Origin of the sequence: Roseburia sp. 499, assembly GCF_001940225.2 — a bacterium.
Classification (GTDB): domain Bacteria; phylum Bacillota; class Clostridia; order Lachnospirales; family Lachnospiraceae; genus Petralouisia.
On sequence record NZ_CP135164.1, the window covers coordinates 167,780 to 193,894 of the forward strand.

Annotated in this window: 22 protein-coding genes; 17 read left to right on the forward strand and 5 right to left on the reverse strand. The window is 38.4% G+C overall.

Annotated features, from left to right (window positions below; all coding sequences use genetic code 11):
- Positions 1-4 precede the first annotated feature (4 nt).
- Positions 5-2,383, reverse strand: coding sequence for an endonuclease MutS2 (locus BIV20_RS00955; RefSeq protein ID WP_075721558.1), 2,379 nt, complete (start codon positions 2,381-2,383; stop codon positions 5-7).
- Positions 2,384-2,505: 122 nt separating this feature from the next.
- Here BIV20_RS00955 and BIV20_RS00960 point away from each other — a divergent pair, with 122 nt between their 5' ends.
- The 4 genes from BIV20_RS00960 (at position 2,506) to BIV20_RS00975 (ending at position 8,203) form a co-directional block, all read left to right on the forward strand.
- On the forward strand, positions 2,506-3,837 hold the full coding sequence (locus BIV20_RS00960; protein ID WP_242939864.1) for a S1C family serine protease: 1,332 nt from the start codon (positions 2,506-2,508) through the stop codon (positions 3,835-3,837).
- A gap of 38 nt (positions 3,838-3,875) precedes the next feature.
- Positions 3,876-4,826 (forward strand): 3'-5' exoribonuclease YhaM family protein, encoded by a 951-nt coding sequence (locus tag BIV20_RS00965; RefSeq protein WP_075721557.1) that lies wholly within the window; start codon positions 3,876-3,878, stop codon positions 4,824-4,826.
- Between the two features lie 101 nt (positions 4,827-4,927).
- Positions 4,928-6,367 carry a 23S rRNA (uracil(1939)-C(5))-methyltransferase RlmD gene (gene rlmD, locus BIV20_RS00970; RefSeq protein WP_075721556.1) on the forward strand — a complete coding sequence of 480 codons (1,440 nt, stop codon included), beginning with the start codon at positions 4,928-4,930 and terminating at the stop codon, positions 6,365-6,367.
- Positions 6,368-6,637: 270 nt separating this feature from the next.
- Complete coding sequence (locus BIV20_RS00975; RefSeq protein ID WP_075721555.1) at positions 6,638-8,203, forward strand: hypothetical protein; 1,566 nt, start codon at positions 6,638-6,640, stop codon at positions 8,201-8,203.
- Positions 8,204-8,257: 54 nt separating this feature from the next.
- On the opposite strand, the gene BIV20_RS00980 is transcribed toward BIV20_RS00975, so the two are convergent.
- Genes BIV20_RS00980 through BIV20_RS00990 form a run of 3 tightly spaced genes read right to left on the reverse strand, consistent with a single transcriptional unit; the run spans position 8,258 to position 10,892 of the window.
- The gene (locus BIV20_RS00980; RefSeq protein WP_075721554.1) at positions 8,258-9,823 is read right to left on the reverse strand and encodes a recombinase family protein; all 1,566 of its coding nucleotides are present in this window, start codon (positions 9,821-9,823) and stop codon (positions 8,258-8,260) included.
- Positions 9,823-10,239, reverse strand: coding sequence for an integrase (locus BIV20_RS00985; protein WP_075721553.1), 417 nt, complete (start codon positions 10,237-10,239; stop codon positions 9,823-9,825). Before BIV20_RS00985 ends, BIV20_RS00980 begins: the two co-directional genes overlap by 1 nt.
- Positions 10,239-10,892 (reverse strand): zinc ribbon domain-containing protein, encoded by a 654-nt coding sequence (locus BIV20_RS00990; protein ID WP_083655255.1) that lies wholly within the window; start codon positions 10,890-10,892, stop codon positions 10,239-10,241. Before BIV20_RS00990 ends, BIV20_RS00985 begins: the two co-directional genes overlap by 1 nt.
- A gap of 73 nt (positions 10,893-10,965) precedes the next feature.
- Here BIV20_RS00990 and BIV20_RS00995 point away from each other — a divergent pair, with 73 nt between their 5' ends.
- From BIV20_RS00995 to BIV20_RS01055, 13 genes are all read left to right on the forward strand, one after another.
- Positions 10,966-11,406 (forward strand): hypothetical protein, encoded by a 441-nt coding sequence (locus BIV20_RS00995; RefSeq protein WP_330554376.1) that lies wholly within the window; start codon positions 10,966-10,968, stop codon positions 11,404-11,406.
- A gap of 444 nt (positions 11,407-11,850) precedes the next feature.
- A complete protein-coding gene (locus BIV20_RS01000) occupies positions 11,851-12,087 on the forward strand; it encodes a winged helix-turn-helix domain-containing protein (protein WP_242939863.1) in 237 nt (78 codons plus the stop codon).
- Positions 12,088-12,299: 212 nt separating this feature from the next.
- Positions 12,300-13,493: a MerR family transcriptional regulator gene (locus BIV20_RS01005; RefSeq protein WP_075721550.1), complete on the forward strand. Its 1,194-nt coding sequence runs from the start codon at positions 12,300-12,302 to the stop codon at positions 13,491-13,493.
- Positions 13,494-13,591: 98 nt separating this feature from the next.
- Positions 13,592-14,581 (forward strand): helix-turn-helix domain-containing protein, encoded by a 990-nt coding sequence (locus BIV20_RS01010; protein WP_075721549.1) that lies wholly within the window; start codon positions 13,592-13,594, stop codon positions 14,579-14,581.
- Positions 14,582-14,586: 5 nt separating this feature from the next.
- Positions 14,587-15,012 (forward strand): NYN domain-containing protein, encoded by a 426-nt coding sequence (locus BIV20_RS01015; protein WP_075721548.1) that lies wholly within the window; start codon positions 14,587-14,589, stop codon positions 15,010-15,012.
- Between the two features lie 359 nt (positions 15,013-15,371).
- Positions 15,372-15,581 (forward strand): helix-turn-helix domain-containing protein, encoded by a 210-nt coding sequence (locus BIV20_RS01020; protein WP_075721547.1) that lies wholly within the window; start codon positions 15,372-15,374, stop codon positions 15,579-15,581.
- Positions 15,582-15,606: 25 nt separating this feature from the next.
- Positions 15,607-16,161 carry a hypothetical protein gene (locus BIV20_RS01025; protein WP_075721546.1) on the forward strand — a complete coding sequence of 185 codons (555 nt, stop codon included), beginning with the start codon at positions 15,607-15,609 and terminating at the stop codon, positions 16,159-16,161.
- A 66-nt stretch (positions 16,162-16,227) separates the two neighbouring features.
- Positions 16,228-17,157 (forward strand): lysozyme inhibitor LprI family protein, encoded by a 930-nt coding sequence (locus tag BIV20_RS01030; RefSeq protein WP_075721545.1) that lies wholly within the window; start codon positions 16,228-16,230, stop codon positions 17,155-17,157.
- A gap of 154 nt (positions 17,158-17,311) precedes the next feature.
- Positions 17,312-19,237, forward strand: a complete 1,926-nt coding sequence (locus BIV20_RS01035) for a methyl-accepting chemotaxis protein (protein WP_075721544.1) — start codon at positions 17,312-17,314, stop codon at positions 19,235-19,237.
- A gap of 129 nt (positions 19,238-19,366) precedes the next feature.
- Entirely contained in the window at positions 19,367-20,536 is a 1,170-nt protein-coding gene (locus tag BIV20_RS01040) for an MFS transporter (RefSeq protein WP_075721543.1), read from the forward strand.
- A 365-nt stretch (positions 20,537-20,901) separates the two neighbouring features.
- On the forward strand, positions 20,902-22,107 hold the full coding sequence (locus BIV20_RS01045; protein WP_075721542.1) for a DUF6070 family protein: 1,206 nt from the start codon (positions 20,902-20,904) through the stop codon (positions 22,105-22,107).
- Positions 22,088-22,810: a DUF6070 family protein gene (locus tag BIV20_RS01050; RefSeq protein ID WP_075721541.1), complete on the forward strand. Its 723-nt coding sequence runs from the start codon at positions 22,088-22,090 to the stop codon at positions 22,808-22,810. Before BIV20_RS01045 ends, BIV20_RS01050 begins: the two co-directional genes overlap by 20 nt.
- Before the next feature lie 27 nt (positions 22,811-22,837).
- Positions 22,838-24,322, forward strand: coding sequence for a WD40/YVTN/BNR-like repeat-containing protein (locus BIV20_RS01055; protein ID WP_075721540.1), 1,485 nt, complete (start codon positions 22,838-22,840; stop codon positions 24,320-24,322).
- A 1-nt stretch (position 24,323) separates the two neighbouring features.
- Here the strand turns inward: BIV20_RS01055 and BIV20_RS01060 are convergent, their stop codons facing one another.
- Positions 24,324-26,114 (reverse strand): BlaR1 family beta-lactam sensor/signal transducer, encoded by a 1,791-nt coding sequence (locus BIV20_RS01060; protein WP_075721539.1) that lies wholly within the window; start codon positions 26,112-26,114, stop codon positions 24,324-24,326.
- Position 26,115: the final 1 nt, after the last annotated feature.

Here is a 26,115-nt window from a genome sequence, read left to right on the forward strand (position 1 = left end):
CTCCTTATTTGAACTCGGCAATGGTTACGCCGGCGTCTCCTTCACCAAATTCACCCAGACGGTAGGATTTGATGTATTTCAAGCGTTTCAAGTGGTTGTGTACGGCGTTTCGTAATGCGCCAGTGCCCTTTCCGTGTACAATACGAACAGAAGGCATATGAGCAATATAGGCATCATCCAGATATTTGTCTAATAGCGCAATAGCTTCATCTGTAGTTTTACCAATCAGATTAATTTCGGTAGAAACAGATGCGGATTTTGCCATTTTAATTTTTCCTGCTCCGGTAGATTTTTTCTTATTTCCTAATACCGGTGTTTCTTCCACTAATACAAGGTCTTTAATATTTACCAGAGAACGTAAAATTCCCATCTGTACATATAAATCGCCTTTTTCATTTGGCAGAGTATGCACAGTACCTTTTAGGTTCATGCTTAAGACCTTTACGGTGTCTCCAATACGCAGTTTTTTTGGAACCTTGTTGTTCTGTTGGGCGTTTTTCTGTTTTAGGGACATATCTTTTTCCAGATTGCTCATTTTATCCCTAAGTTTGGAACGTTCCTGTTCCATTTCCTTCATAGAAGGAGCAGCACTGCCATATTTGTGGAAGTTTTTGATGGTTTGGTCGGCAACTTCTTTCGCCTCTCGTAAAATAGCATGAGCTTCTTCGTTTGCCTGGCGGATAATTTTTTCACGCTGGCTGTCGATACGTTCCTGTTTTTCTTCTAATTTGTGTTTTAAATCTTCGATTTCCTGTTTGTATTGTTCTACTTCCAAACGTTCTTTTTCAATGGTAACACGACTGGATTCCAAATCGGAAATCAAATCCTCAAAGCTTTCATCCTGTTCACTCAAATGCTTTTTCGCTTCTTCAATAATGTCCTCACTTAATCCAAGTTTTCCGGAAATCGCAAAAGCATTACTTTTTCCCGGAATACCGATTAAAAGCCGATAAGTAGGACTCAAGGTCTCTACCGAAAATTCACAGCAGGCATTTTCCACGCCGGGAGTGGAAAGGGCAAATACTTTCAACTCGCTATAGTGGGTAGTTGCCATAGTGCGGATGCCGAAGTTGTGAAGTCTTGTTAAAATGGAAATGGCAAGCGCAGCACCTTCTGTCGGATCAGTTCCGGCACATAATTCGTCGAAAAGTACCAGTGAATTCTCATTTACACGGTCTAAAATAGAGATAATATTGGTCATGTGAGAAGAGAAGGTACTGAGGCTTTGCTCAATACTTTGTTCATCTCCAATATCTGCAAATACTTCTTCAAAAACAGAAAGCTCGGAACGGTCATTTGCCGGAATGTGAAGTCCTGCCTGCCCCATTAGTGTAAAGAGTCCTACTGTTTTTATCGAAACGGTTTTACCACCGGTGTTTGGTCCTGTTACGATTAATAGGTCAAAGTCATCTCCAAGATGAATATCAATAGGAACTACCTTGTGAGAATCCAACAGAGGATGGCGTCCCTTGCGGATGCGGATACGGTGTTCCGTGTTGAAAAGAGGAGCTGTACCGTTGTAGCTTTTGGCAAGAGCGCCTTTGGCAAAAATAAAGTCCAGTTCTGTCAATATTTTATAGTTATCGTTCAGGAAAGGAATGTATTCTGCCACCTGGGCGCTTAAGTTGGCCAAGATTACTTCGATTTCATCCTGTTCCTTTAAAAACAGTTCCTTTAAGTCGTTATTCAGTTTTACTACTGCCATAGGTTCGATAAAAAGAGTGGAACCGGTAGAAGACTGGTCGTGAATCATACCAGGTACCTGCCCCTTGGCTTCTGCTTTTACCGGAAGACAGTAGCGGCCGTTACGCATGGTAATAACAGCATCCTGCAGCAGATTTCGCGTGTCAGTGTTATTTAACATGGTATTCATCTGGCTACGGATTTTGTCGTTGATATTTTTCATGGAACGACGGATATTTTTTAGATTTGCAGAAGCATCATCAGCGATTTCGTCTTCAGAAATAATACATCTGCGAATTTCATCCAATAAAGGAGTCAGAGGTTCTACCTTGTCAAAAAGCTCATCCAAAGAATCTGCCTTGGTGTCCTCTCTGTCACTGCGGGAATAAGCTTTGGCACGCTTTGCAACCTCTAGGAGAGAAGCAATGCGTAGGAGTTCTTCTATTCCCAGTGTGCCGCCAATTTCCAGTCGCTTCAGAGAAGCGCCAATGTTATGAAGACCGGAAAAAGAAAGGCTTCCCTTTTTGAAAATACGGGAAAGGGCGTCTCGGGTCTGTGCCTGAGCAGCCTCTATGGCTTCCAAATCAGTCATAGGCTTTAATTTCCGACAAAGTTCACGTCCCGATTCGGAAGTGGAATACTCTGTCAGAAGTTCTATAATTTTATTATATTCTAAGGTTTTTAATACTTTTTCATTCATAATCTTTTAGTCCTTTTTATAAGTGCGATTTCCCCTCTAAAATGCCGCATATTTACGTCTATTTTAACCTAAAAATAAAAATCTTGCAACAATGAGAGGAAGAACGTATAATAAGAGTTGATATGTTAACGAAAAATGCAAAGCATTTGTTTCGCAAGGCGAAAGATACAGGAGAATTCGTTATGAAGCAGGATGATGAGGAATTTTCTTTTATTAAGGAAAAGATAAAGGATAAACCGATTAATAAAAAGCGGATGCTGATACATTTGGGATATGATATTTTGTGTGCCATTATTTTCGGTGCGGTAGCATGTCTTGTATTTGTGTGCCTGAAACCTCGTATAGAAGAATGGACACAGCCGAAGAAGAATCAGGAGATTACGATTCCAAAGGATGAAGAACCGGAGGAAGAGGCGGAGAAACCAGAAGAAAATACGCAACAACCTCAGGAACCGGATACGGTATATGTGCAGGAAGAATTAGGAGTGGAAGGCTATCAGAACCTGCAGAAAGAATTGTATGCGATTGGAAAGCAGGCAAACAAATCGGTGGTAACAGTAACAGGGGTTACCAGTGGAACAGATTGGTTTAACACTCCTTATGAGAGCCAGAATCAGGCTGCAGGTATTATCGTTGCCAATAATGGACAGGAGTTGTTGATTTTAACAGAGAAGAAGGTTATTGCAGATGCTCAGTCCATAACGATTACTTTTAATGGTGGTGAGACGGTTCCTGCAACTTTGAAAAAGTACGATGGAAATACAGGAATTGCAATTATCGGTGTGCCGTTAAACGACATATCTGAGGATATTATGAATAGAATATCAGTAGCAACTCTTGGAAATTCCCTAGTGTTGTCTCAGGGAACGGTAGTAATTGCTATTGGAAATCCTTTGGGCGCAAATTATTCTATTTTGTGCGGAACCATTACGTCTACACAGAACAAAGTAACTACGATTGATAATAATTATACGATTTTTACCACAGATATGGTAGGAAGCGAAAATGGAAGTGGTGTGCTGGTAAACCTTTCCGGAGAAATTGTAGGCCTGGTGTTGAAGGATTACAGTAATCAGGGAGACCGCAATACCATTACTGCATTATCTGTTTCAGAGTTAAAACAGATAATAGAGGATTTGTCGAATAACAAGGATATTCCGTATTTGGGACTGCGTATCAGTACGGTAACACAAGATATTTCTGATAAATACAGTATTCCGGAAGGCGTATATGTGAAAGGAATCGAAATGGATTCACCTGCTATGGCAGCCGGAATACAGGAAGCAGATGTTATTGTAAAAATGAATGGTGAGGAAATTACTTCTGTAGAGCAGTATAGTCAGTTATTGATAGGACTAAATCCGGGAGACGAAGTGAAAATTACGGTAAAACGTCAAGGGGCAGAAGATTATGTAGACTTAGAATGCAGTGCAGCAGTAGGTGTATTGCAGTAAAGAAAGACAATATAGAAAGTGTTTAGAAGGAGTAAATTATGAAGTATATAGAGACCCTGCGAGAGGGCGAACGTGTTGGAGAGATTTATTTGTGCAAGGCGAAACAGACTGCACTTACCAAAGCAGGGAAGGCATATGAATCCTTGATTTTACAGGATAAAACAGGAACTTTGGATGCGAAGATATGGGACCCGAATTCTCAAGGAATTGAGGAATTTGATGCTCTTGATTATGTAGATGTCATGGGAGATGTTACTAGTTTTCAGGGAGCTTTGCAGTTAAACGTAAAGCGTGTCCGTAAAGTGCAGGAGGGAGAATATGATCCGAAAGATTATCTTCCGGTAAGCGACAAGGACGTTGACCAGATGTATACAGAGCTGGTTGGATTTATTCAGGGAATGAAGAATCCATATTTAAAGCAGTTGTTGTCCAGCTTTTTTATAGAAGATAAGGATTTTGAAAAAAGATTTAAGTTCCATAGTGCCGCAAAAAGCGTACATCATGGGTTTGTAGGAGGACTATTGGAGCATACTTTAAGTGTGACAAAACTTTGCAATTACTATACAGAAGCTTATCCTATGTTACATAAGGATTTGTTGCTTGCAGCAGCCATGTTCCATGATATTGGAAAACTGGAAGAACTGTCTGTTTTCCCGGCAAATGATTATACGGATGAAGGTCAGTTGTTGGGGCATATTATGATTGGCGCAGAGATGGTAGGAGAACGCATTCGGACCATTCCGGGATTTCCGCCACGACTTGCCAATGAGTTAAAGCATTGTATTTTGGCACATCACGGAGAGTTGGAATATGGTTCCCCGAAAAAGCCGGCACTTGCAGAAGCAGTTGCTCTTAGCTTTGCAGATAATACAGATGCCAAGATGGAGACCATGAAAGAAATATTTGCAGCAGTACCGGAAGGAAATACAGACTGGTTGGGCTACAATCGGATGTTTGAATCGAATTTGCGAAGAACCAGTGAAGAATAATAGAAAGGGGCAGTTCCCATGGAACGGCTCCTTTTATATCATAGAGAAGAACTTGTTACATGAATGTGTGAAAGTGTTGAAGAATATAGAAGGAAGATTATATGTCGGGAAAAAGGAAAGATATTAGATTACAAAAGGATATGGAACTGGAGCTTACCATTGAAGATATGGGGGTAGACGGTGAAGGAATTGGCAAGGCAGAGGGCGTTACTTTGTTTGTAAAGGATGCGGTGCTGGGTGATGTAGTTCGGGTAAAAATCATGAAAATGAAAAAGAACTATGGCTATGCCAGAATCATGGAGATATTGGATCCATCGCCTTATCGAGTAGAGCCGAAATGTACCTATCATCGTCAGTGTGGCGGATGCCAGATTCAGGCAGTGGACTATGCACAGCAGTTGAGGTTTAAGGAGAATAAAGTCCGCAACAATCTGAAACGAATCGGCGGATTTGCAGTAAAGGAAGCAGATGGAAGCGGAGAAGGAATTACGGTGAATCCTGTCATTGGCATGGACGAGCCTTATTTTTACCGGAATAAGGCGCAGTTTCCAATTGGAACAGATAAGAATGGGAATATTGTGACAGGATTCTATGCAAGCCGCAGCCACAATATTATTCCGAACCGGAAGTGTTATCTGGGAGCAGAGATTAATGAAAAGATTCTGGACATTGTAATCTCGTTTATGAAGGAATACCACATTCCGGCGTATGATGAGACTACCGGAAAAGGTCTGGTGCGCCATGTGCTAATACGGTTTGGATTTACCACAAAGGAAATCATGGTTTGTCTGGTGGTGAACGGAAGAAAACTGCCTCATGCAGAGAAGCTGGTAGAACGGTTGACAGAGCTGGAGGGCATGACCAGTATCACCCTGAATGTAAATGAGAAAAATACCAATGTAATTCTGGGAGAGGAAATCATTTCCCTTTGGGGACAGGACTACATTACGGATTATATTGGCGGCATCAAATATCAGATTTCTCCGCTATCTTTTTATCAGGTAAATCCGGTGCAGACGGAAAAGCTTTATGGCACGGCGTTGGAGTATGCAGGACTTACCGGGAAAGAAACGGTTTGGGACTTATATTGCGGAATTGGAACCATTTCTTTGTTTTTGGCACAGAAGGCAAAGCAGGTGTATGGTGTGGAAATCGTACCGCCAGCCATTGAGGATGCGAAAAATAATGCAAAAATAAATGGAATCGAGAATGTAGAGTTTTTCGTAGGAAAGGCAGAGGAAGTGCTGCCGGAGTTCTATGAAAAAGGAATGACTGAGAAGAATCGGGAAGATATGTTGCATCCGGATGTGATTGTGGTAGACCCGCCGCGGAAGGGTTGCGATGAGAAATGTTTGGAGACCATTGTGAAGATGAAGCCGGAGCGAGTGGTGTATGTAAGCTGTGATTCGGCAACACTGGCAAGGGATTTGAAGTATCTGTGTGAGCAGGGGTATGAGGTGAAGAAGGTGCAGCCGGTGGATATGTTTCCACATACGGGGCATGTTGAGACGGTAGTATTGATGTCAAGAAAAGATAAATAATAGACAGAAAGTGGCGTATTTCCGGGCTTTTTTGGAAATTAGGATAAGAAGCCTATCTCTTGAAAAAGCTCGGCTATTTTATATGGAAACATATCTACTGCGAAAATGTGTGTCAGGTTGTGACCTCGGATTAGATAACGCAAATTGAGTGAATAGATTAGATGTTTGACATTATATGACAAATGCTGAAAACTGACAACAAATCAGGTAACTCGACGCTAAGGGTGTTTTCGGACAGCGGAATAGATGTTGAGGAAGGAGTGAATAAATGTGAGTGACTCATTGACAAATGAATTGGTTAATTTCTTGGGTCAATATTCCCTAGAGAGTGTTTTGTCTGGCATAATCGAAATGCAAATGTTACTTTATGGACATGATGATACATTCATACCTGCTGCTGAATATCTGGCAGCAAATGCGTTGTATGCATGCAAAGAAAAAGGAACTAAAAATTTCATGTGGCATGATTATGAATTATTAGAACAATATGCGAAAAAGGCTTGTGCTCCTAATGTGGAACAACTTTTTTCTGAAACACTGAAAATGACAAATGCCAGTGATGAAGAAAAACAAAAGTTTCTCCAATCGAAAATGATGCAGATGAAAGGAAACTTTTATAGAGGAGATGGATATATTCATCAACTGATTGATGTTGCAAGACGATTATATTCTCCTCTTGATTCATCGATGAAAGATGTCTTGGGCTTTTCGTATACATCTTATGAAAAAGTTATAAAATTCATTTTTTCTCAATACGGTGTGAGAATCGCAGAAGCCTATAAAGATAAGTACAAAATAAAAACAATGATTAATGCAATGCTAAGTAAGTCCGAACCTTGGCTTCCGAGTATTAAGGCAGGTTATATTTTCAGAATCAGCAAATCTGACTTGAAGACCATTATAGGTGATGAAGTAGATAAGATGTGCGACTATTTGTGCGTCAAAGCTTATGACAGTAATTTTAAGAAAACGGAATTCGATGAATTTAAGATTCTGATATCAAAACCATTTGTGGATTTTGGAGATTACATTTATATGCCACTAATATTTTCTACAATAATGAATCTTCCAAAACAATTTCATTATTCGTTTATTGCAGAGAAACTTTTTGATAAAAAAATTCTTGGAGTTTACACTAAAAATCGTGGTGATGTTGTAGAGAACTTAACATCAAAGTATATTTCTAGGTTGATGTCAGAAGATAAGATTTTACATGGCTTATCTTATGTGGGAGAAGATGGAGAGGCTGATGTTACAGTAGTAAGTGAAGAAGGAATGATTTTTGGAGAATGTAAAAGCAAAATAATTACATTAAACTCCATTCGAGGATTACATGAAAGTATCACTACAGATGTATATCAAGCAATTGGCGCAGCTTATTCACAAGGGGTAAGGACAATTGAAAGAGTACAGGAAGGAAAAAAGTTTATAAACGAATCTGGAGATGAGATTGTAATACCGGATGTAGGGAAAAAATATGTTGTTTGCGTAACTATAGAGAATTTTGGTATTATTCCATCGGAGATAGATGAATACATTTCCATTGATGAAAATGTTGGTGTTCCTTATGTGGTGAATGTATATGATTTTGACGTTATAACACAAGAATGTAATTCGTATGCGGAGTTGATAGATTATATTGAATTCAGGAGAAACAATTACAAAATAATTTCTACAATGGATGAGTTGGATGCGTTTGGCTATTACAAGAAAAATGGTAATAAAAAGATAACATTATCTGCAGATGAATTACTTATTACTGATTATACTTCAAAGTTTGATATGAAATATAGATTAAAAGATAAAGAGATTTTCTCCAAGTTTACAAGAGGCTAATATGAAGCCCTCCCAGCCAACTAAGGTCGAGAGGGTTTCGTGCATTTATAGGTATTAGCCTTCAATATCAATTTTCAGCCCGGATTTAAGCTCCACCGTGAAGTGGTCTTCCCAGACGGTGATTTGTTTAAGCCAGCGTTTTACCAAGGCTTCGTCAAACTCAGCAAGGTCGGTACGCTGCTGTTTAATGAAGTCCTGCAGGTCGTTGATTCTTGCAATTTGCGCGTCTCTGGCAGCGGTGTCTACTGTGCATTTTTCACGCTGTTCGCGGAGCTTGAAAATCTGGTCGGCAATCTCATCGTAGGCTTCCTTGTTGTTAGCTTTTTTGAGAAGCTCTTTCTGTAGTTCCATCAGCTTTTCATCAATGCCATCAGTGGTGTTTTTTTGGGCCTCTCTGATGACTTTAGCGATGTTCTGTTGTAGCTGCGCCTGATAGGTTGATTTATCACCAAGTAGCGTGTTGATGGCTTGAACTACCACATTCTCTAATACAGCTTCATTTACGGTTCTTGCGTGGCATTCCTGACCGGTAGGTTCCAGTCTGCTAAGGCAACGCCAGACGATGGATTTGCAGCCGCGATTGTTCCAGTGGATTCTGCGGAACATTTCACCGCATTCGCCACAAATAACAATCTGTGCGAAGCAGTGATTACAGCTGTAACTTCGCTTTTTACCGTTGGCACTGGTCTTTACAACACGCCTGCGTACCAATTCTTCTTGCACTCGTAAGAAGATATCCTTTGGAATAATCGCTTCATGGTTTCCTTCAACATAATACTGAGGAACGATACCGTTGTTCTTTACTCTGGTCTTGTTCAGAAAGTCGGTGGTGTAAGTCTTTTGAAGAAGCGCATCACCGATGTATTTTTCATTACGAAGGATTTTGTTAATGGTGCTCGTCCACCATTTTGTTTTGCCGGCGCCGGTAAGAATACCATCAGCTTCAAGTCCTTTTGCAATTTTATCCATTGAGTAGCCTTCAAGGTACTCCCTGTAAATGCGCTTTACAACTTCAGCTTGTTCCGGGTCGATGATAAGGTTTCCTTCATCGTCCTTGGTGTAGCCAAGAAAATGGTTGTGATTGACCTGTACCTGTCCATTCTGGTAGCGGAACTGAAGTCCCAGCTTTACGTTCTGACTGAGGGATTGTGATTCCTGCTGGGCCAGTGAAGCCATGATTGTAATAAGAACTTCACCCTTGGCGTCCATTGTGTTGATGGCTTCTTTTTCAAAGAATACCGGGATGTTCTTATCTTTGAGCTGTCTGATGTATTTCAAGCAGTCCAGCGTATTTCTGGCAAATCGGCTGATGGACTTGGTAATAATCATGTCGATGGTTCCGGCTTTGCAATCTTCAATCATGCGATTAAACTCGTCACGGTTTTTAGTGTTGGTACCGGAAATACCATCATCAGCATATATGCCTGCAAATTCCCATTCAGGGTTCTTTTGAATAAATTCTGTGTAGTGTTCAACCTGAGCTTCATAACTTGTAGCCTGCTCATCGCTGTCGGTACTAACGCTACAGTACGCCGCGACTCGGAGCTTAGGCTTTGCATCCTGCTGTCTGGCTGTATTTCCAACTTGCCTTCTTGCAGGGATGACCATAACATTTCCCATCAAATAACCTCGCTTTCTATCAGACTGTATAAGTATTCGGCCTGTCTGATTGGATTGTCGTAATTCTCAGTAATGTCACCAAGGCGAAAGGCTGTAGGTGGCCTTTTTGCTTTTGATGCATTGTAGAGGTCATTGCGTCCAAGTTTTGTGGAACGCTTGCTAAGTTCAGCTTCAACTGCATCAAAGGATTCCTTGTCTATGATTGCCGGATAGAAGTCATCACCAAGGTAGTGACTGTTTCGCATCATTCTTTTTGCACCGGAATGAAGTAAGTCAAGACCGGCTTCCTTTGCAGCATTGGTGAGTGATAGACCGCTTAAATAATTCTTGTAAAGCTCACGAACCTGTGTGGCAGCTGCTTCATCAATAATTGCTTTGCCGTTTTCGATTAGGTAGCCATAAGGTGTGTGTCCCATCAAATTCTCTCCTTAAAAGTAAGACCGCAGTGAAGTACAAATCCGACTGACTGTCGGCTGTAAACTTCGATGTGGTCAACGAATAGTTCAAATAAATCTTCGCTGTATTCCAGCAGCATTTCGCCGCGTTCGCAGAAGTGTATCAGGCGCTCTGTTTCATAAACCTTTGATGTATCGCCCGTTACGGAGCGGTTCAGGGCCTCGATATCGCTTCTGAAGTCATTTGCCTGAGTAAGTAATGCGTTGTTTTCCTGCGTAAAAATAATCTGGTCAATGTAGCCTTGAGCCATTAGCTTATGCAAGGTTTCACGCTGCTCGGCATTCTGTTCCAGTAAAGTTTCTAACTGCTGGATGCGAAGCAATGCTTTATCACTTGTATTCGCCTGCAGCGATTCAAGATAAGGTTTCAAGACCAGCTTGTGACAGTAGATTAGTTTGTTAATCATTGTTGCAAAAGCCAGCTTGATATCATCATCCTTTAAGTAAAGCATTGAGCATTTGCTGGTGTCAGTTAAGTGCGTGTTGCAGACCCAAGCAGGATATTTTACGTAAGTGCTGGTATGAATTCGTCTGCGAAAGGTGTCGCCACATTTGCTACAGATGATTTTGCCGGAAAAGGCATAACGCTGTTGGTATTTATTGCTTCCGCGTATTAGCTATAACCTGTACGGAAATGTATTCTTTGTTTCGGAAGATAAGAGTATTACAAAAGATGACTATATCGAGATGCTTAAGGAGCAAATTCCAGAGCAGTCGCTGTCTATTCCAACTGACCCGAAGGTGCTGAAGAATGTAGAGAAGAAATACATTGTCGATATTTTGAAATCAGGCAGTTCGGAAATTCCGCAAAGAGTTAATGCAAACGGCGAAGCTCTTCAGACAGAAGAATCATATATTATGATGAGGAAATTTGGTCTTGTCCTTCTAAAAGATATTATGGAGGAGCGAGACAGCCTTGTTCACAGAGAGTTTTCGGATTTGCTCACACCGGATGATGAAGTAGCCATCAGAGAAAAGTTCAAAAATTCTGTGACACTTCCAGACGATGATATTAATACTTCTGTTGACCAGACGAAGAAGCTTATCATAGAGCAAGGAAAAACGCAGGTGCAGATTGCCGAGTCAGTGCAAAGTTGTCCGCTACAATTTAGGATTTCTTCGTCTTAACTTTCTATGTTCTTTTGCCGGTTTTAAACGGGAGAAAATAACCCTTAATGTTTCCCTTTCCTGAACAGAAAGCTGAATGTAGAAGTGAATAAGGTTTACGAAGTGATAAAGAAAAGAAAGTCCGAAAATATGTAAGCGGATTTTTTTGAATCGAAAATATTGCCTTTTCCGTGGTGAGGCTGTATCATCAAGAAAAGAATTATCGGAATTATTTTGAAAAGATGCAGAAGCAACTATGGAAGGAGGAATAGTTTGAACAAGGAATTTGAACGCTGCTGCACATTTCTGACTGAGATGATGGAGAAATATGGGCTATTGGTTGGCAAAATGGTATTCATGCAACTACAAAGTTTTTAGAAATGTTTTTTGAAAATCTTTTGATGAGTTCAGGTCATGAGTTAAAAAACAGATAGATATATGCATATTGACTATGAAAAGCAAAGTATGATTCAAAGTGCAAATACATGTAATTCAAAGTGCAATAATTGCACTTTGGAGGAGCTAGCAATTATTAATGAACTGATAAAGAAACCGGAGATTACACAAAAAGAATTGGCAAACATCATTGGAAAGTCTGAAAGGACAATTAAGACTAGAACTGTTGAAATGCAGGAGAAGGGTCTTATTTGTCGTGAAAATGGTAAGCGAAATGGTAAGTGGAAGGTACTTGTAGAAATCTAGTACTGTGAAGAAGTTAGTTATAACAGACTATTGAGACGGTTGTTCTATTGTCCCAACGAAAAACAGATGGTGTAATTAGTTGGTTGTAGTAAAATTCAAATATTATCTATGTTAAATATAATATATGCTTGACCTTGACCTAAGGGCAAGGTCTATTATATATTTACGGAAAGTTGCAACTTCAAAATAATATCTTTAGGAGAACATTAAAAATGGATAAAGAAAAATTTTATACAACTGGTGAATTAGCTGATATGGCAGGGATTACTTATAAGAGTATAAGGCTTTATGTGGAAAAAGGACTTCTCACACCAGACAAAATCACAGAAGCCGGTTACAAATTATTTTCAAGACAAAGTGTAGAAAAATTGCAGAGAATACTTATGTTTAAGTATCTGGATTTTTCCCTTGAAGAAATTGGACAGATGCTAGAGGAAGAAAATATTCAGGAATCTCTCGATAAACAGAGGGAGTTAATAGAACTAAAAATAACGCATCTGAACCAAATAAAAAAAGCAGTTACAGATATGCAGTCATTATCAGATGAGAAAAACTGGGATAAGATGCTTGATATAATGAAATTAACTTCTCAAAAGGAAGAAGTAATTAAACAATATATAAAGAGTGACAATCTGGAGAAAAGAATCAATATTCACGAATATAGTACATCTGATGTGAATTGGTATGACTATCTGATAGATAAATGTGACATTAAAGAGGGCATGAATATTCTTGATATTGGCTGTGGTAATGGTATGCTTTGGTATAGAGAAAGAAATGTTTTGCCGGATAATATTAATATATATTTAGTTGATAATTCTAAAGCAATGTTAGATGCAGCAAAGAAGCTACATTCTGGAGAAAAAGATTTTTACAATAATAAAAAAATCAAATTTCATTATTTTATCTGTGATGCTCCAAACATTATTGAATTACCACAAATTAATTCAAAAAAGTTTCATCGGATAATGGCAAATCACATGCTGTATCATATTGAAGATTCTGAGAGAAAAACATTACTTAGTGTTGCAAATGATATGTTAACTGATGATGGAAAATTCATTGCATCAACAATCGGTAAAAACCATATGAAAGAAATATTTGAACTGGCATACGAGTATGACAAAAATGTGAAAGCACCAGAGTGGTTTTCAAGGGGATTTAACCTGGAAAATGGAAAAGAACAACTAGATGAATTTTTCTCTAGTGTTACAATGTTTTATCATGATAATAATCTTATGGTTCCTGACTGGAAAGCAATCTATGATTATCTGTGTTCTCTTCCAGAAATTGAAAAAGTTATGAGAAAAAATAAAGAAGCCAGTGTTAAGTTCCTAAGAAATAGAGTGACAGAAAGTGAACCGTTTTTTATTAGTAAAAGCACGGGCGTGTTTGTTGCATCTTAAAGAACAATAGACCAAGTGAAATTGTACTGTATAAACAATATCACTTGGTTTATAATTTATTATATGTATGATATTCTCTATATGGAGGTGGAAATAAATTGAGCTCATTTGGAAATCTCTTAAAGAAACTCAGAAAAGAGGCGGGGTTATCGCAAGAGCAGCTCGCTGGCAAGATGAACGTTTCAAAGAATACAATTCAAAACTGGGAGAAGGGAACTACCAAGGTCAATTGTGATAGGTTTAGGCTCCTGGCGGATATATTTAATACTCCGGTAGAGGTGTTGATTGAGGAATTTTGCAGAGAAGAAGGGGAGAAAAGACCTAACAACTGGCCATCTTTCTTGTTTGATGATGATATCAATGAGATTATTGAAACTCTGCATTTGAATATGAATCAGCAGGATTTGTTTGGACTATTATATATCTATAATGCAGAATATCTGCAGAAGGATAGAATTGATTTCAATACTATTTATGATGATCTTAAACTTATTCCATATGATTTTATTGGAAAAGTAGGTAGTATTCAGTTTATGAATATGGTTGATGGATTACAACAGGTTATTAAGTATGTTAAAAGCGATTTTCTGTTAAAGATTCTTAAATTGAATCCTGAAATTGAATTTGATGTGCGTCGTATGACCAAAGATCAAATATGTGAATTTATCGATTCGGGACACAAAGAGGGAGATGGTCTTGTAGACTTTTTTGATGATCTGGATAGATATGAAGTGGATAATTATTTCAAGTTTGGAATCTCGATGAAAAGAGCAAAAGTAATTCTACCTATCCTTGAAAAAGAGTCAATTCATATTACTGATGGACGATGGGCAAATAAGGTCAGAAAAGATATACCCAGGGAGTTGATTGAAACATTGGGAATATCGCTCCCATACCAATTATGGTTGGAGAAATATGATGAACTTAAAGCAAATGATTATGGTAATTGGGGTGGCTGTATGAACAAGGGGCTTGAAACAGTAACCATATATCATAACATAGCTCCAGAAGGTCAGCCCGAAGAATGGTATTTGGAAATCAATGAGAAAGGACGTTCACTCTTGAAATGGTTTATTGAAAAGGAGTGACAAGAGTGTATAAGAAAAGAAATACAGCGGTTTTTATTGATGGCGAAAATATGCCAGCAAAAAAGGCTGATGCTATTATGAAAGCGGTGAAAGAAAGAGGAGTAATTGATACTGTAAAAGTATATGGTTTGCAGAAGGATCAGACAACAAAAAAATGGTCAGAAGTTGCTTTGATTACTGAAGGTATGAAAGATATAAGACTTAGTGGTAGTCCAGCCAGAAACAAAGTGGATAAGAAAATTAAGAAAGATACTATTCATGATGTAAAAGCAGCACCTAATGTGGATATAGTTATTATCGTATCTTCAGATCATGGATATTCCGAAAACATTCGGGAGCTTAGGTTAATGGGAAAACATGTTGTTGTAATTGGTGAGGCAAAAGCGCCGAAGAGTCTTCGACACGCATGCAACGAATTTGTACAAGTTTAGTAAGGGGCAGAGGGCAAAAAAATGTATGACAATAAAACTGTTCCCGAATGTTAATGCGAAGTTAAGTTTCTCCTCGTGTGGAGACGATTTGCTTGCTGTCTTTTTCAAGTGCTGTTATGGCGGAAGCCTCATCAGTAATGACCAAATGCTTTTGTTCTAAATATTTAATTTGTGCATGGTAATTAAAAAAGGCTTCTCAAGTTTCCGTAACTCATAACAAAGATACTCACAGTTATCACTTTGCAAAAAATTCATCTGCACGTTATGTGCAGTTAATTGAAACTACGAAAAATGTATAGTATAATAAATTGTCTTATTTGTGTTAGAACTAATTAAAGCTACGAATTGGAGTGGCGAATATGATTAAAAACAATATAGAAGTAGATGTAAAAGTAAAGTGCATAGAGAATGGCGTGACACAAGCACAGCTGGCGGAGAAAATTGAAACTACAGGTCAGTATGTGAATCGCATTATAGAAAAAGGACGGGGTGTGAATAAGATCTTCGTGCAGATGCTTGAGGCTTTGGGATATGATATTGAACTTACTTATGTAAAAAGAGAGAGTTAAGCATAAATTTAGCGAGGTGAGAGCAATGGATATGAATTTTGATGTTAGTAAAGTATTTCAAGAACGCTTGGCATCAAGTATGGGGCTTGATAAATACCGATACATTATGGAACAAGTAAGTATCACCAATGTTGCTGTTGATACTGATTTTCAACGAACATTCAATGGGTTTTATATAGTAAGGCGAAATGAGAGTTGGAGAAAATCATATTATGAGTATTTTGAAAGTGTTAAGAATGGTAAGCCAACCTTTGAAAACATTATTACATATCTTTATGAATGCACTGGAAATATCGAGCCGTCTTTTTCAAGTAAAATGCTTGCAACAATACTTCCGGAAAAGCCGATATGGGACCGCTACGTTGTTCAGAATTTGAATATGCAGCTGACGGGAGCAACGAAAGAAGAAAAATTGAAGAATGCAATTGTTCTTTATGCGGATATGGAAAAAAGGTATGCCAATTTCTTGCAAACAGAAAAAGGTAAGGAATGTATTAGAGAATTTGACCACGTTCTACCTGATTATAAATGGGTATCGAATATAAAGAAGATAGATAGTATTCTTTGGAGTATAAGATAAGTTTGTGATCAAAAGAGGTGTGATTATGAATATATATCAAAAATTTATTTATATGAGGAGGAAATCATGAAAAGAAAATTATGTATTATGATAGTAGGAGCGCTTAGTGCCGCTACATTACTTATTGGCTGCGGAGAGCAGAAAGACGAAGGAGTGAAGTCAACACCTTCATCAGAGAATGTTGACGTGACAGATGAAGCAGAGCCGGAAGGGAAAGAAGCACCGGAAGACCTAGAAGAGCCGGAAGAACCGGAAGAGGCGATAACTGTTTCTATCCAAGATGAGATAGCAGAGGTAGAAGAAAAATCAGTTGCAAAGGATGAGGAAATAAATGACAGTATGACTCAGACGGAAATGAATATAAATGCTGCTGATAAGTACAAGATATGGGATGATGAACTCAATAGCCTTTGGGACCGACTCACTGAGGAATTAGATGAAAAACGTAAGGAGCAAGTACTCGAAGAGCAGCGTCAGTGGATTACCAAAAAAGAACATGCAGTAGCTGTTGCCGGAGTAGAAGCTTTTGGAGGAAGTATGCAGCCGTTATTGGAGTCTTGTACTGCGGCTGACATAACTAGAGCAAGAGTTTATGTATTAGCCGGATATTTGGCAGAAGTTAGAGGTGAAAGCTTCGTAATATCAGATGAAATAGCTGCGGAACTTGCGATAGCAGATCCAGATCTTGATACAGTATTTGCCAGCTTTGAGGGGCAATGGTTCTTTGATGAAAACAGGGGTGCAGTTGTTTGTGTTGAAAAATTTGAGGATTCAGCATTTTTAGCAGAAGATTTTGAAGGAAATCCAACATGGGTAGTATGGGTAACCGGTGGTGATGTACTTACGGACACCGATGTATATAGCTATTCATCAGATGCAATTACCTTCCAAAAGGGAGATGCGTTTTATGAGTTAAAATACAATATGGAAGGAAAGGTACAGTTGGCTTTTGGCTATGCACTTGAGGCTATGGATGATGTAATTGTATGTGATTGAGAATTGCTACAGTAGTTTCCCGCTCTTATGATGGAGAAAAAAAGTGGCAATTTGCACAAAAATGCGAATAATTTAAACAACTACTTGTACAAAAGTTGAAAAAACAGTACCATAAGAATAGACAGATGAAATGATTACGAAGGAGGAAACACTAATGAATCTTAGAACGAAACTTTCGATTATGTTTGGTACTGTTGTCTTTGGTACTGTTTCGATTATTGGAATAGTAACATACAATAAAAATGTGGATATGGGAACCGTAGAAGCCCAGAAAACTATGCAGGTTTCGGCTGAGTTGGCGTCAAAAGAGATAGAGGAGAAACTGGCTGATTTTATGAAGATGGCTCAGGTGTCCGGATACGATATCGTATTAGCAGATTCAGACCAGGATGCTGTTGTATCAGCACAGGTAGACAACCTGGCAGCTAACTATGGATTTACCAGTGGAAATATCCTTGATGTTAACGGAATTAGTCGTAAAGATGGTACGGATTTCAGCGACCGTGATTATGTTAAAAAGGCATTGGCTGGTGAGGTTAATATCTCTGATTTAACGTTGAGTAAATATACCGGTAATTATGGATTTAGTGTGGCTTCTCCTGTTTACAGAGGAAATCTGAACATAAATGGTGTGGTTTATTATCGCATGGATGTTGATTTCATGAGTGAGATTCTCAATCAAATTGAGATTAGTGAGGGAAGTTATACCTATTTAGTAGATGGAAGCGGAATGGTAATCGTTCATCCGGATGCATCCCTGATAGGAACCTACAATATTACGGATAAGAAAGACGGCATTGGAAACATTTCTGATAAAATATTAGCGCAGGAGAGCGGTGCCGGAGAGTACAGTGAAAAAGATGAGGACTATTTGTGCGGATATAGTCCGGTTGCCGGCACGAATGGCTGGACGATTGTGGTGGCAGCTCCAAAAGCAGATTTTATGGGGGCAGCAAACGATACCATGCGGACTCTTTTGGTAGTAGATGTTCTGGCTTTGGTTATTTCCCTTATCTTAGCAACATTATTTGCAAGTAGAATTGGAAAAGCTGTGCATAAGGTTAGCCAGACATTGACTTCTCTTTCTGAGGGTGATTTAGAACACCAGATTGAGGAAAGCAAACGTAAGGATGAGGTAGGGCAACTGCAGAACTCTGCCAGAGAGTTACAGCAGACCTTTAAGGAGATAATCCATGAAACCAATACGATTTTGGGTGGAATGGCAAATTACGATTTGACAAAGGACGCTATGAATTCCTATCCGGGAGATTTTAATCAGTTATCAGATGCGGTAAATCGTATCAGAGATATTTTGCAGAAGCTTATTAGGGTGGTACAGGAATCGGCGAACTCTGTCGGAACGGGTTCCAGTGAATTAGCAGATGCAGCAGAAGCAGTAGCAACAGGTACTACCACACAAGCATCCTCTATCAATCAGTTAGTATTAAACGTTGAGGAAATGACAGAGTGTATTGTGCGTAATTCAGATAGTGAAGAACGGGTGCAGAAGCGTTTACAGGAATTAGAAACCCTGATTATAAACGGAAATAGTGAAATGGAGCAGTTATGTGATGTAGTCAGTCAGGTAGAAAATATGTCCTCTGATATTAAAGATATTAGTGGTACAATAGAATCCATCGCATTCCAAATTAATATATTAGCATTAAATGCATCTGTGGAGGCAGCCCGTGTTGGAGAGAGTGGACAGGGATTTGCGGTAGTTGCAGGCGAAGTTGGTAATCTGGCAGCTAAGACCACAGACTCCTCTAAGCAGATAGCAGAGCTGATTACGAATTGTCTGGAGAAAATCGAAAGCGCGATGACTTGCGCGGATTCTACGGCAAAATGTCTGAAGGATATTGTTGAAAATTCCGAGCAGATTTCAAAAGCGTTTACCGATATCACAGCAGATACCAAGGAACAGGCGGATAAATCATCACGCATCAAGATGGAGATTTCCAATATTTCAGATGTTGTTCAGGTAAATTCGGCTACCGCCGAGGAGACTGCGGCTGCAACAATGAATTTGTCAGAGCAGGCTCAAAATTTAAGCAAATTGATTTCAAAATTCCGTGTATAGAGTTAAAATATACCCTGCTAACTGTAATGTACCGCCCCAAAAGTTATACTACAGAGAGGAGATATTGTAAATGAATCCAATTTAAAGTGAACATAAGACTAAAGAATTAAATAAAGGAGAAATAATCTTATGTTTAAGAAACTTAAATTAGATGGATTAGATATGATGAGCCTAATGAATGGGCTGGTATTTTTTGCACCCGTAGCGCTCTTAGTAAGAACTTCGGCAGGATTATCAACAGCGACTTTTTTTACCTTGCAGGCATTGCTTTCAATCGTGATATTTTTCTTTGAAATTCCTGCAGGGAAAATTACTGATTGTATAGGTTATCGAAAGACCATTATTATTTCGCAAATTTTGTTATGTTTTGCAAGAATTCTACTGTTTGTTAGTTTTGAGACAGGAAGCTTGGCAGTGTTTGTTGTGGAGGCTTTTGCAGAAGGTATTGCAATCTGCTTCTCTTCAGGTACAAGGAGTGCGTACTTGTATACTATAATGGATGAGGAACAATTTGTTGTAAAAACTGCGCATATATCTAATTGCGGAACTGTTGGATTTATTGTTAGCACTGTTGCATACGCAGGGATGTATTCCTTGGTAGGAATACAAGGGCTATTGATAGCCACTGTAGTCTCAAGCGGCATAGGTGTAGTTGCAGCATTAACTATTGAAGCAGAGGGGAATAGACAGGTAGAAGATGAAACTGTGTCGTCAAGACATCTGAGAGGAAAACTATGCAACAAAGAAGTTGCCCTATTTGTATTAATACTTTCATGTATAAGCATAGGTTTTATTTTGATTAACTTTTTCTATGTTGAAAAGATTATGGAATTAAATCTAAGAGAAGAACTTTTGACGCCAATTATTTTAGGATATTCAGCGATTCAATTATTATCAGAGAAAATTTTGGATAAGATTGCAAAAAGAAGATATGTTGTAGCCTTTTCAATATCTTTTATAATTGCAGGTATCTTGATGTTACTATTTGGAATTGTTACAAATATGGTACTAATCATTGCGATTATGTTAGTTCTTCCGCTTTGCCTTGACATCCCGGTAATACTTTTGGATGAACTGCAAAATAAATATGTCGATGAAATAGAAATGGGAGAAAAAAGGGCTGAACTATTGTCTTTTTTCAATATGGGTGTCAATTTGTTTGAAATTATCTTTTTGTTTGCTTCTGCAATCTTATCAGACTTGGGTATTTCGGTTTGTTTTTTGATTATAGGTGTCATCATTATTCTGATGAGCATTTTATTCTATTTGACTTTTGGAGTGAAAAAGAAGATTGTATAATTTATATTTTTATAGTATTTATGGATTTATTTATCTTATCTTTTCAAATATGATAGCATGCAGGTGGATACTTACATGTGGAGTTGAGGGATATGTATTATGAAATCTAATTAAAAATTATGAATCAAGTTTGAGATTTTTAAATTCCGTGTATCGAGATGAAAAATACCCCACAATTAGTAGGGTATTTTTCTGTTTTAAATAGAGAAAAAATACACTTGACTTACAAATCTTACGGATGTAATATATAAAAATACGAAAGCTTTTTTGTACATAAAAATTTTTTATGTTTAAATCCTACAAACGTAATAATTAAAACTCTAATTATGTGCAGGGAGAGAATGTAAAATGAGGAGGTTACATTATTGAAAAAACGTATATTAGTCCTTTCAATAATCTTATTGTTTTCTATTTCAGGCTGCAGCACTGAACCACATACATCAGAACAAGCCGAAGAAAGCAATAATAGTAAAACACAGACTTTAGAACAGAGTAGTTCTGTAGATGTAGAAAAAATAGAAGAAATTTATCAGAATATCTATGAAGATGCAGCAGAAAAGAATGCAGTAGGTGACCTTGAAACAGTGCGGGAGACTGTAAAGCGTCTTGGTGAGAATGATTACATTGCAATTGATAGAGAAAATCAAGTTAATATGACATGTGCGGAGCAGGTGGTGGAGTTTTGTAAGAAGGTAGAAAAACAGAAAGACGCACAAATCACCATAATATCTGTTAACTATGAGGGAGGTTTTACAAAATATGATTTGAATACGAATCAGGGAAGTGTAGATATTACAGAGGAATATTACACATATAAAAATGGTCATTTGGAAAAGACAGGTACGACAAATTATCCAACACATTCCTGGCGTTATACAGAGGAAGGGTATTTGTTCTTTGAAGAATATCACATGAAGGGATATGATGGTCCATCCGGTCACACTGCAATGAGAGTACTACCTTTGGATGAAACCTATCGAGAACTAAATCGAAAGTATATGCTTCCGGTTGGGTATGAACGGAATAACGTTTTCCTTTTGAATTGGGATGAGAATGGTTTTGGCGAAGTAGATTTTTATGATGTGTTTGACAAATTCTATAAAGAAGTGTATGGGAAATCGCGACCTTATGTGGAAGCCGAAAGCACTGAAGATGGTGCAGTCTATCGGGTACCCAAGGATGAGTTTGAGCAGGTGGTAAAAGCTCATTTTAATATTGACAGTGAAACCTTGCAGTCTAAAACCACTTATTTTTCGGAAGATGAAACATACGAATATAAACCAAGAGGATGGTATGCCAGCGAGTCACCCAGCAATCCATATCCTGAGGTAGTGGTTTATAATGAGAATGATGATGGAACCATAACACTTACCGTCAATGTGGTATATCCGGATAATAATACGTCTAAAGTATATGCGCATGAGGTTGTTATTCGTCCATTGCCAGATGGCGGATATCAGTATGTATCGAATCACATTATTCCGTCTGAGGACAATTGTGAACCATCATGGCATACAGATCGCCTCACGGAAGAAGAGTGGGAGGAAATTTATGGCGAAAAGAAAAAGTAAGAAAAAGTTTTTTATGATATTACTTTTTGTATTACTATTAGTTACAGTAGGGGTGGTGGGATATTGTAACCAAAGAAGAATAAAAGAAAAAAATGTTTCAAAAGAAGTAGAGAATTCATCCATGGAAAAAGATAACGAAGAAGAAAAAGTATTGGAAAAGGGATACAATCTGCCGGTGGATAATAGCGAAAAGGAAGAAGCAGAAAATGATTGCAAAAAGGTGATGGAAGTTATCGCGGATCTATACAAAGGGGCCGAAAAAGGAGAAAGTTCTAACGTTGTGCTGTCAGATCAGACCATCATGGAAATGCTGGAAAAAATAAAGGAAATGGGATATCCGGTTATGGATGAACAAGTCTATTCCGATATAGAAAATTATGAGGTGGTAGATGATTTTTTACAAAAATGCATAGATGGAAAAAGTGGTGCGATTCCCATATATCAGATTCGTTCTGATGGTGGTATCGGAAGAAGTAAATTTATTTTCAATGGAAAAGATATGTATGTATTAGCTGCCAGTGCAGTCTGGAACCAGGAAAATAAGCCCGGGATTGTATACATTTCTTATACCAGAATCAAAGAGTGGGATTACACGGAAGAAGGCTGCTTTTGCTTTGAATTGTGCGTTCCCGAGCCACCGGAGGTTACTGAAATTGTAGATGGGAGCTGTATGATAAAAGTTAAACCAATGAATGATGAATAGAGTGTTATCTTATGAAAGGAAATTTGTATGAAAAGAAAGAGAAAAATAGTTTGGCTCATAGTAGGAATTTTGGTAAGTTTAATTCTTATTTTAGCAGGAAGCTTTTGGTATATGACGAAATGCAGATATGCGGAGGTTGATACACAGACATCACCGGATGAACGGTGTCAGCTCACACTACAGATGAAGGGAGAGCCGGAATGGCCTTTTGGCAGTACTTACGGGAGAATTGTTGTCAGATATGATGACAAAATCATAAAAAAGATAGAATTTGAAATTCGGGATGATGGTGCAACGCTTCGCAAAGAAAACTGGCACGTTGTTTGGGGCGTGGCAGGGGTTCAGATTACCTTAACAGGAAGCGAACTGGATGAACAGGTTTTGCAGATTTTGTATGATGGATCGGAAGAATTTGACGGTTACAGCGAGGAGCAGATAACAGCGGAAATGGAAAAACGTTATGGAAATATTCGTGCTTGTGGCAAGGAGGGGAATCTCTATTGCTATGATACCGGTAAGTTTTCCTTTTTGGTACAGAATGATTTGGTAATGAGCGATAATTATAAAATGGAGTATTACCGTTATTTGACTGATTCCTATTTCGCAGGACGGAATAGAGCTCATGAGTATGAAGAAAGCGGAGATGGAATCGATAAAACGTATACGTTGATGATCTCTTTGAACTCATCTCAAAGTGAGGAGAAGGAGTGGTTTTGCTCTGATGTTGTGAATTGGTTACTTTACGTTATGAAAGAGCTTCCTTGTGAGGAAAATGAAGAACTCTATAGGGTGATAAAAATTGAATATGGAGAAGAGATATTTACCTATCGATTTTCAGACTTGCAGCACTTTACAGAAGAGAATGTTTCGGATGTATATAATGATTTATATGATTTTGTAGAAAAAAAATTAGCAGAGGATTATAAGTCAAAAGTGTCTTCAAAAGAAGATACCGAAGAAGCAGAAAACATAGAATTAACAGGAGAAGAGATACAACATTATTTATCGTTGAAACCGGATTGCAGCTATGAAACTTCTGATGGTGTAGAATATCGAATGATTCCGGTTGACCGGGCATGTGGTAGTAGTTACTATGCGCTGGTTGCTACCGCAGATGGGGGAGAGAGTGCCGTTATGGTTAATCCGGATCCTTATTTGGGCAGTGGTGGAGGTGCCAAATGGATTACATTTTTGCAGGATGGACAAACCGGATTTTCTTGTCTGACATATAGCGGTGGAACATACGGAAGGCTTTATCGAACAGAAGATGGAGGCAAAAACTTTGAAGTGGTAGAATATCCATCTGCTAAAATAAAACTTTCGGATGGAACGTATTATAATCCTTTTGTTATGCCGGAAAAAGTCTATGAAAATGATGGAAAACTTTACATGGAAGTCGGACAGGGAGCAGATGGAGACTATTATGGAGAGAAAGGTTTCTGTAATGGTCTGTACGAATCGGAGGACAATGGAAAGACATGGGAATATGTAAAGGAAATAGTCGTACAGTAAATTAATATATATCAAGGTCCTTTAAAATCTTCAAGGTGATTTCACTTGCAACGGCACCACTTGCAGCTGACTCATTTTGAAGATTGGTGGCAAAGAAATAGGTATTGTCAGGAGTTTCCACATAACCGATAAACCATCCATTTACATTCTCACCGTTCATGTTTCCGGTTCCTGTTTTTCCGTATAAATGACAGTTGCCATTCGAAGAGAGCCAAAGAGCATTTTTTACGGCTTGAATATTTGTTTCTTCAAAATTGAATTCATTTTTGTAAAGTTTTTGGAGCATCTCAACTTGTTCCATTGGAGAAATTTTCAGGGAAGATTCTGCCCAAAAACGATATATTTCACCGGATAGGTCATGGTTTCCATAATTAATATCGTTATAAAATTTTTTCAGAGCGTCTATGCCGGCCTGCTGGTCTAAAGTTTGAAAGTACCAGTTTACAGAGTATCGAAAAGCAGAGGTAAGGTTCTGGTCGGCATTCCATTCGGCAAAGGGATATGCCTCTCCATTCCATTTCATGTGATTGGAGGCAGGGGTGATATATCCTTCTTCTAAAGCAAGCAGGGCGCTGTATATTTTGTAGGTTGAATCCGGTGAAATGCGTGTCTGTGCCATGTCTTTGTTATAAATCTGCCAGTTTTCCGTAGAAGAATCCAATAGAACAAAACAACCATCATAAGCATCAAAATAAGAGGACAAGTCAACATAAGAAATAGAGTTGCTGTTCTCTTTTAATTGATAGGTATCTTTGTTGGCAGCATTTGTAGAAAGCAAAGGCGCAGACCCAAGTAAGAGGAAGGAAATCAAAAAACAGGAGAAAGCGCCTCTTACTTTTTGAAAGTGATTTTTCTGCTGATAAGAAGCGATATTAATAATCCTTTTTCTAATTTGCTTTATATTTCCACCCATAGTAGAAGCAAAAGGAAAGTTAGAAAGCGAGATTTTTTCTGCAAAATTAATAAGTGTGTTTCCGTATGCTTCGTAATCCTGTTCGCTCAATATGCTTAATACGGAGGAATCGCAGGCAATTTCCCGGTCGTTTCGCATCTCTTTTAGGGAATACCAAATGAGAGGGTTAAACCAATATACAATGTTCACAAGATTCATAATCCCATTTACAAGAGCATCGCCGTGTTTGCAGTGCTGCAGTTCGTGCAGTAGCATGAAACGGCAATCGGATTCATCATAATCAGAGATGAAATGAATAGGAAGATAAATGCGAGGATGTACGAAGCCAACAGTAAAGGGGGACTTTATGTAAGCGGTACTGTAAATAGAAATTTCTTTATGGATATGTAACTCTTTTTTGCAGTCGGCAAATAACCTACAAACTTCTTTATTTTGAAGCGGCAGGGCAGAGTGTTCGATACGATTTAAGCGAAAATATGATTTTAGCATAAAAAGAAGCATTGCCAAAATACCAAGTAGCCAGATACAGAAAAGAGCAATGTTTAAGCTAGAGGCTCCCTCTTGAGTTACAGAGACACTAAAGTCATTTATCCAGTTTTCGGTACCGGATGGGGTGCGTGTAGCTGCATCTATAACGTTTGCTGTTTTTGTTGCCGATGTATGTTTGAATTGCCCAAGCCATGAGAAAATCTGAGGGAATCCAATTGCCTGAATAGGGAGAAAAGGAACGGTAAGGAGTCCGAGAAGCAGAAACCATAGGTTGTACTGCATCCGGCTCGTTAAACTATTTTTGAATAATCTTTTTACCGCCCTAAGCACGCCAATGATAATACCAATGAAAATATTGCAGATGAAAAAATGAATCATAAAGTTTCCCATA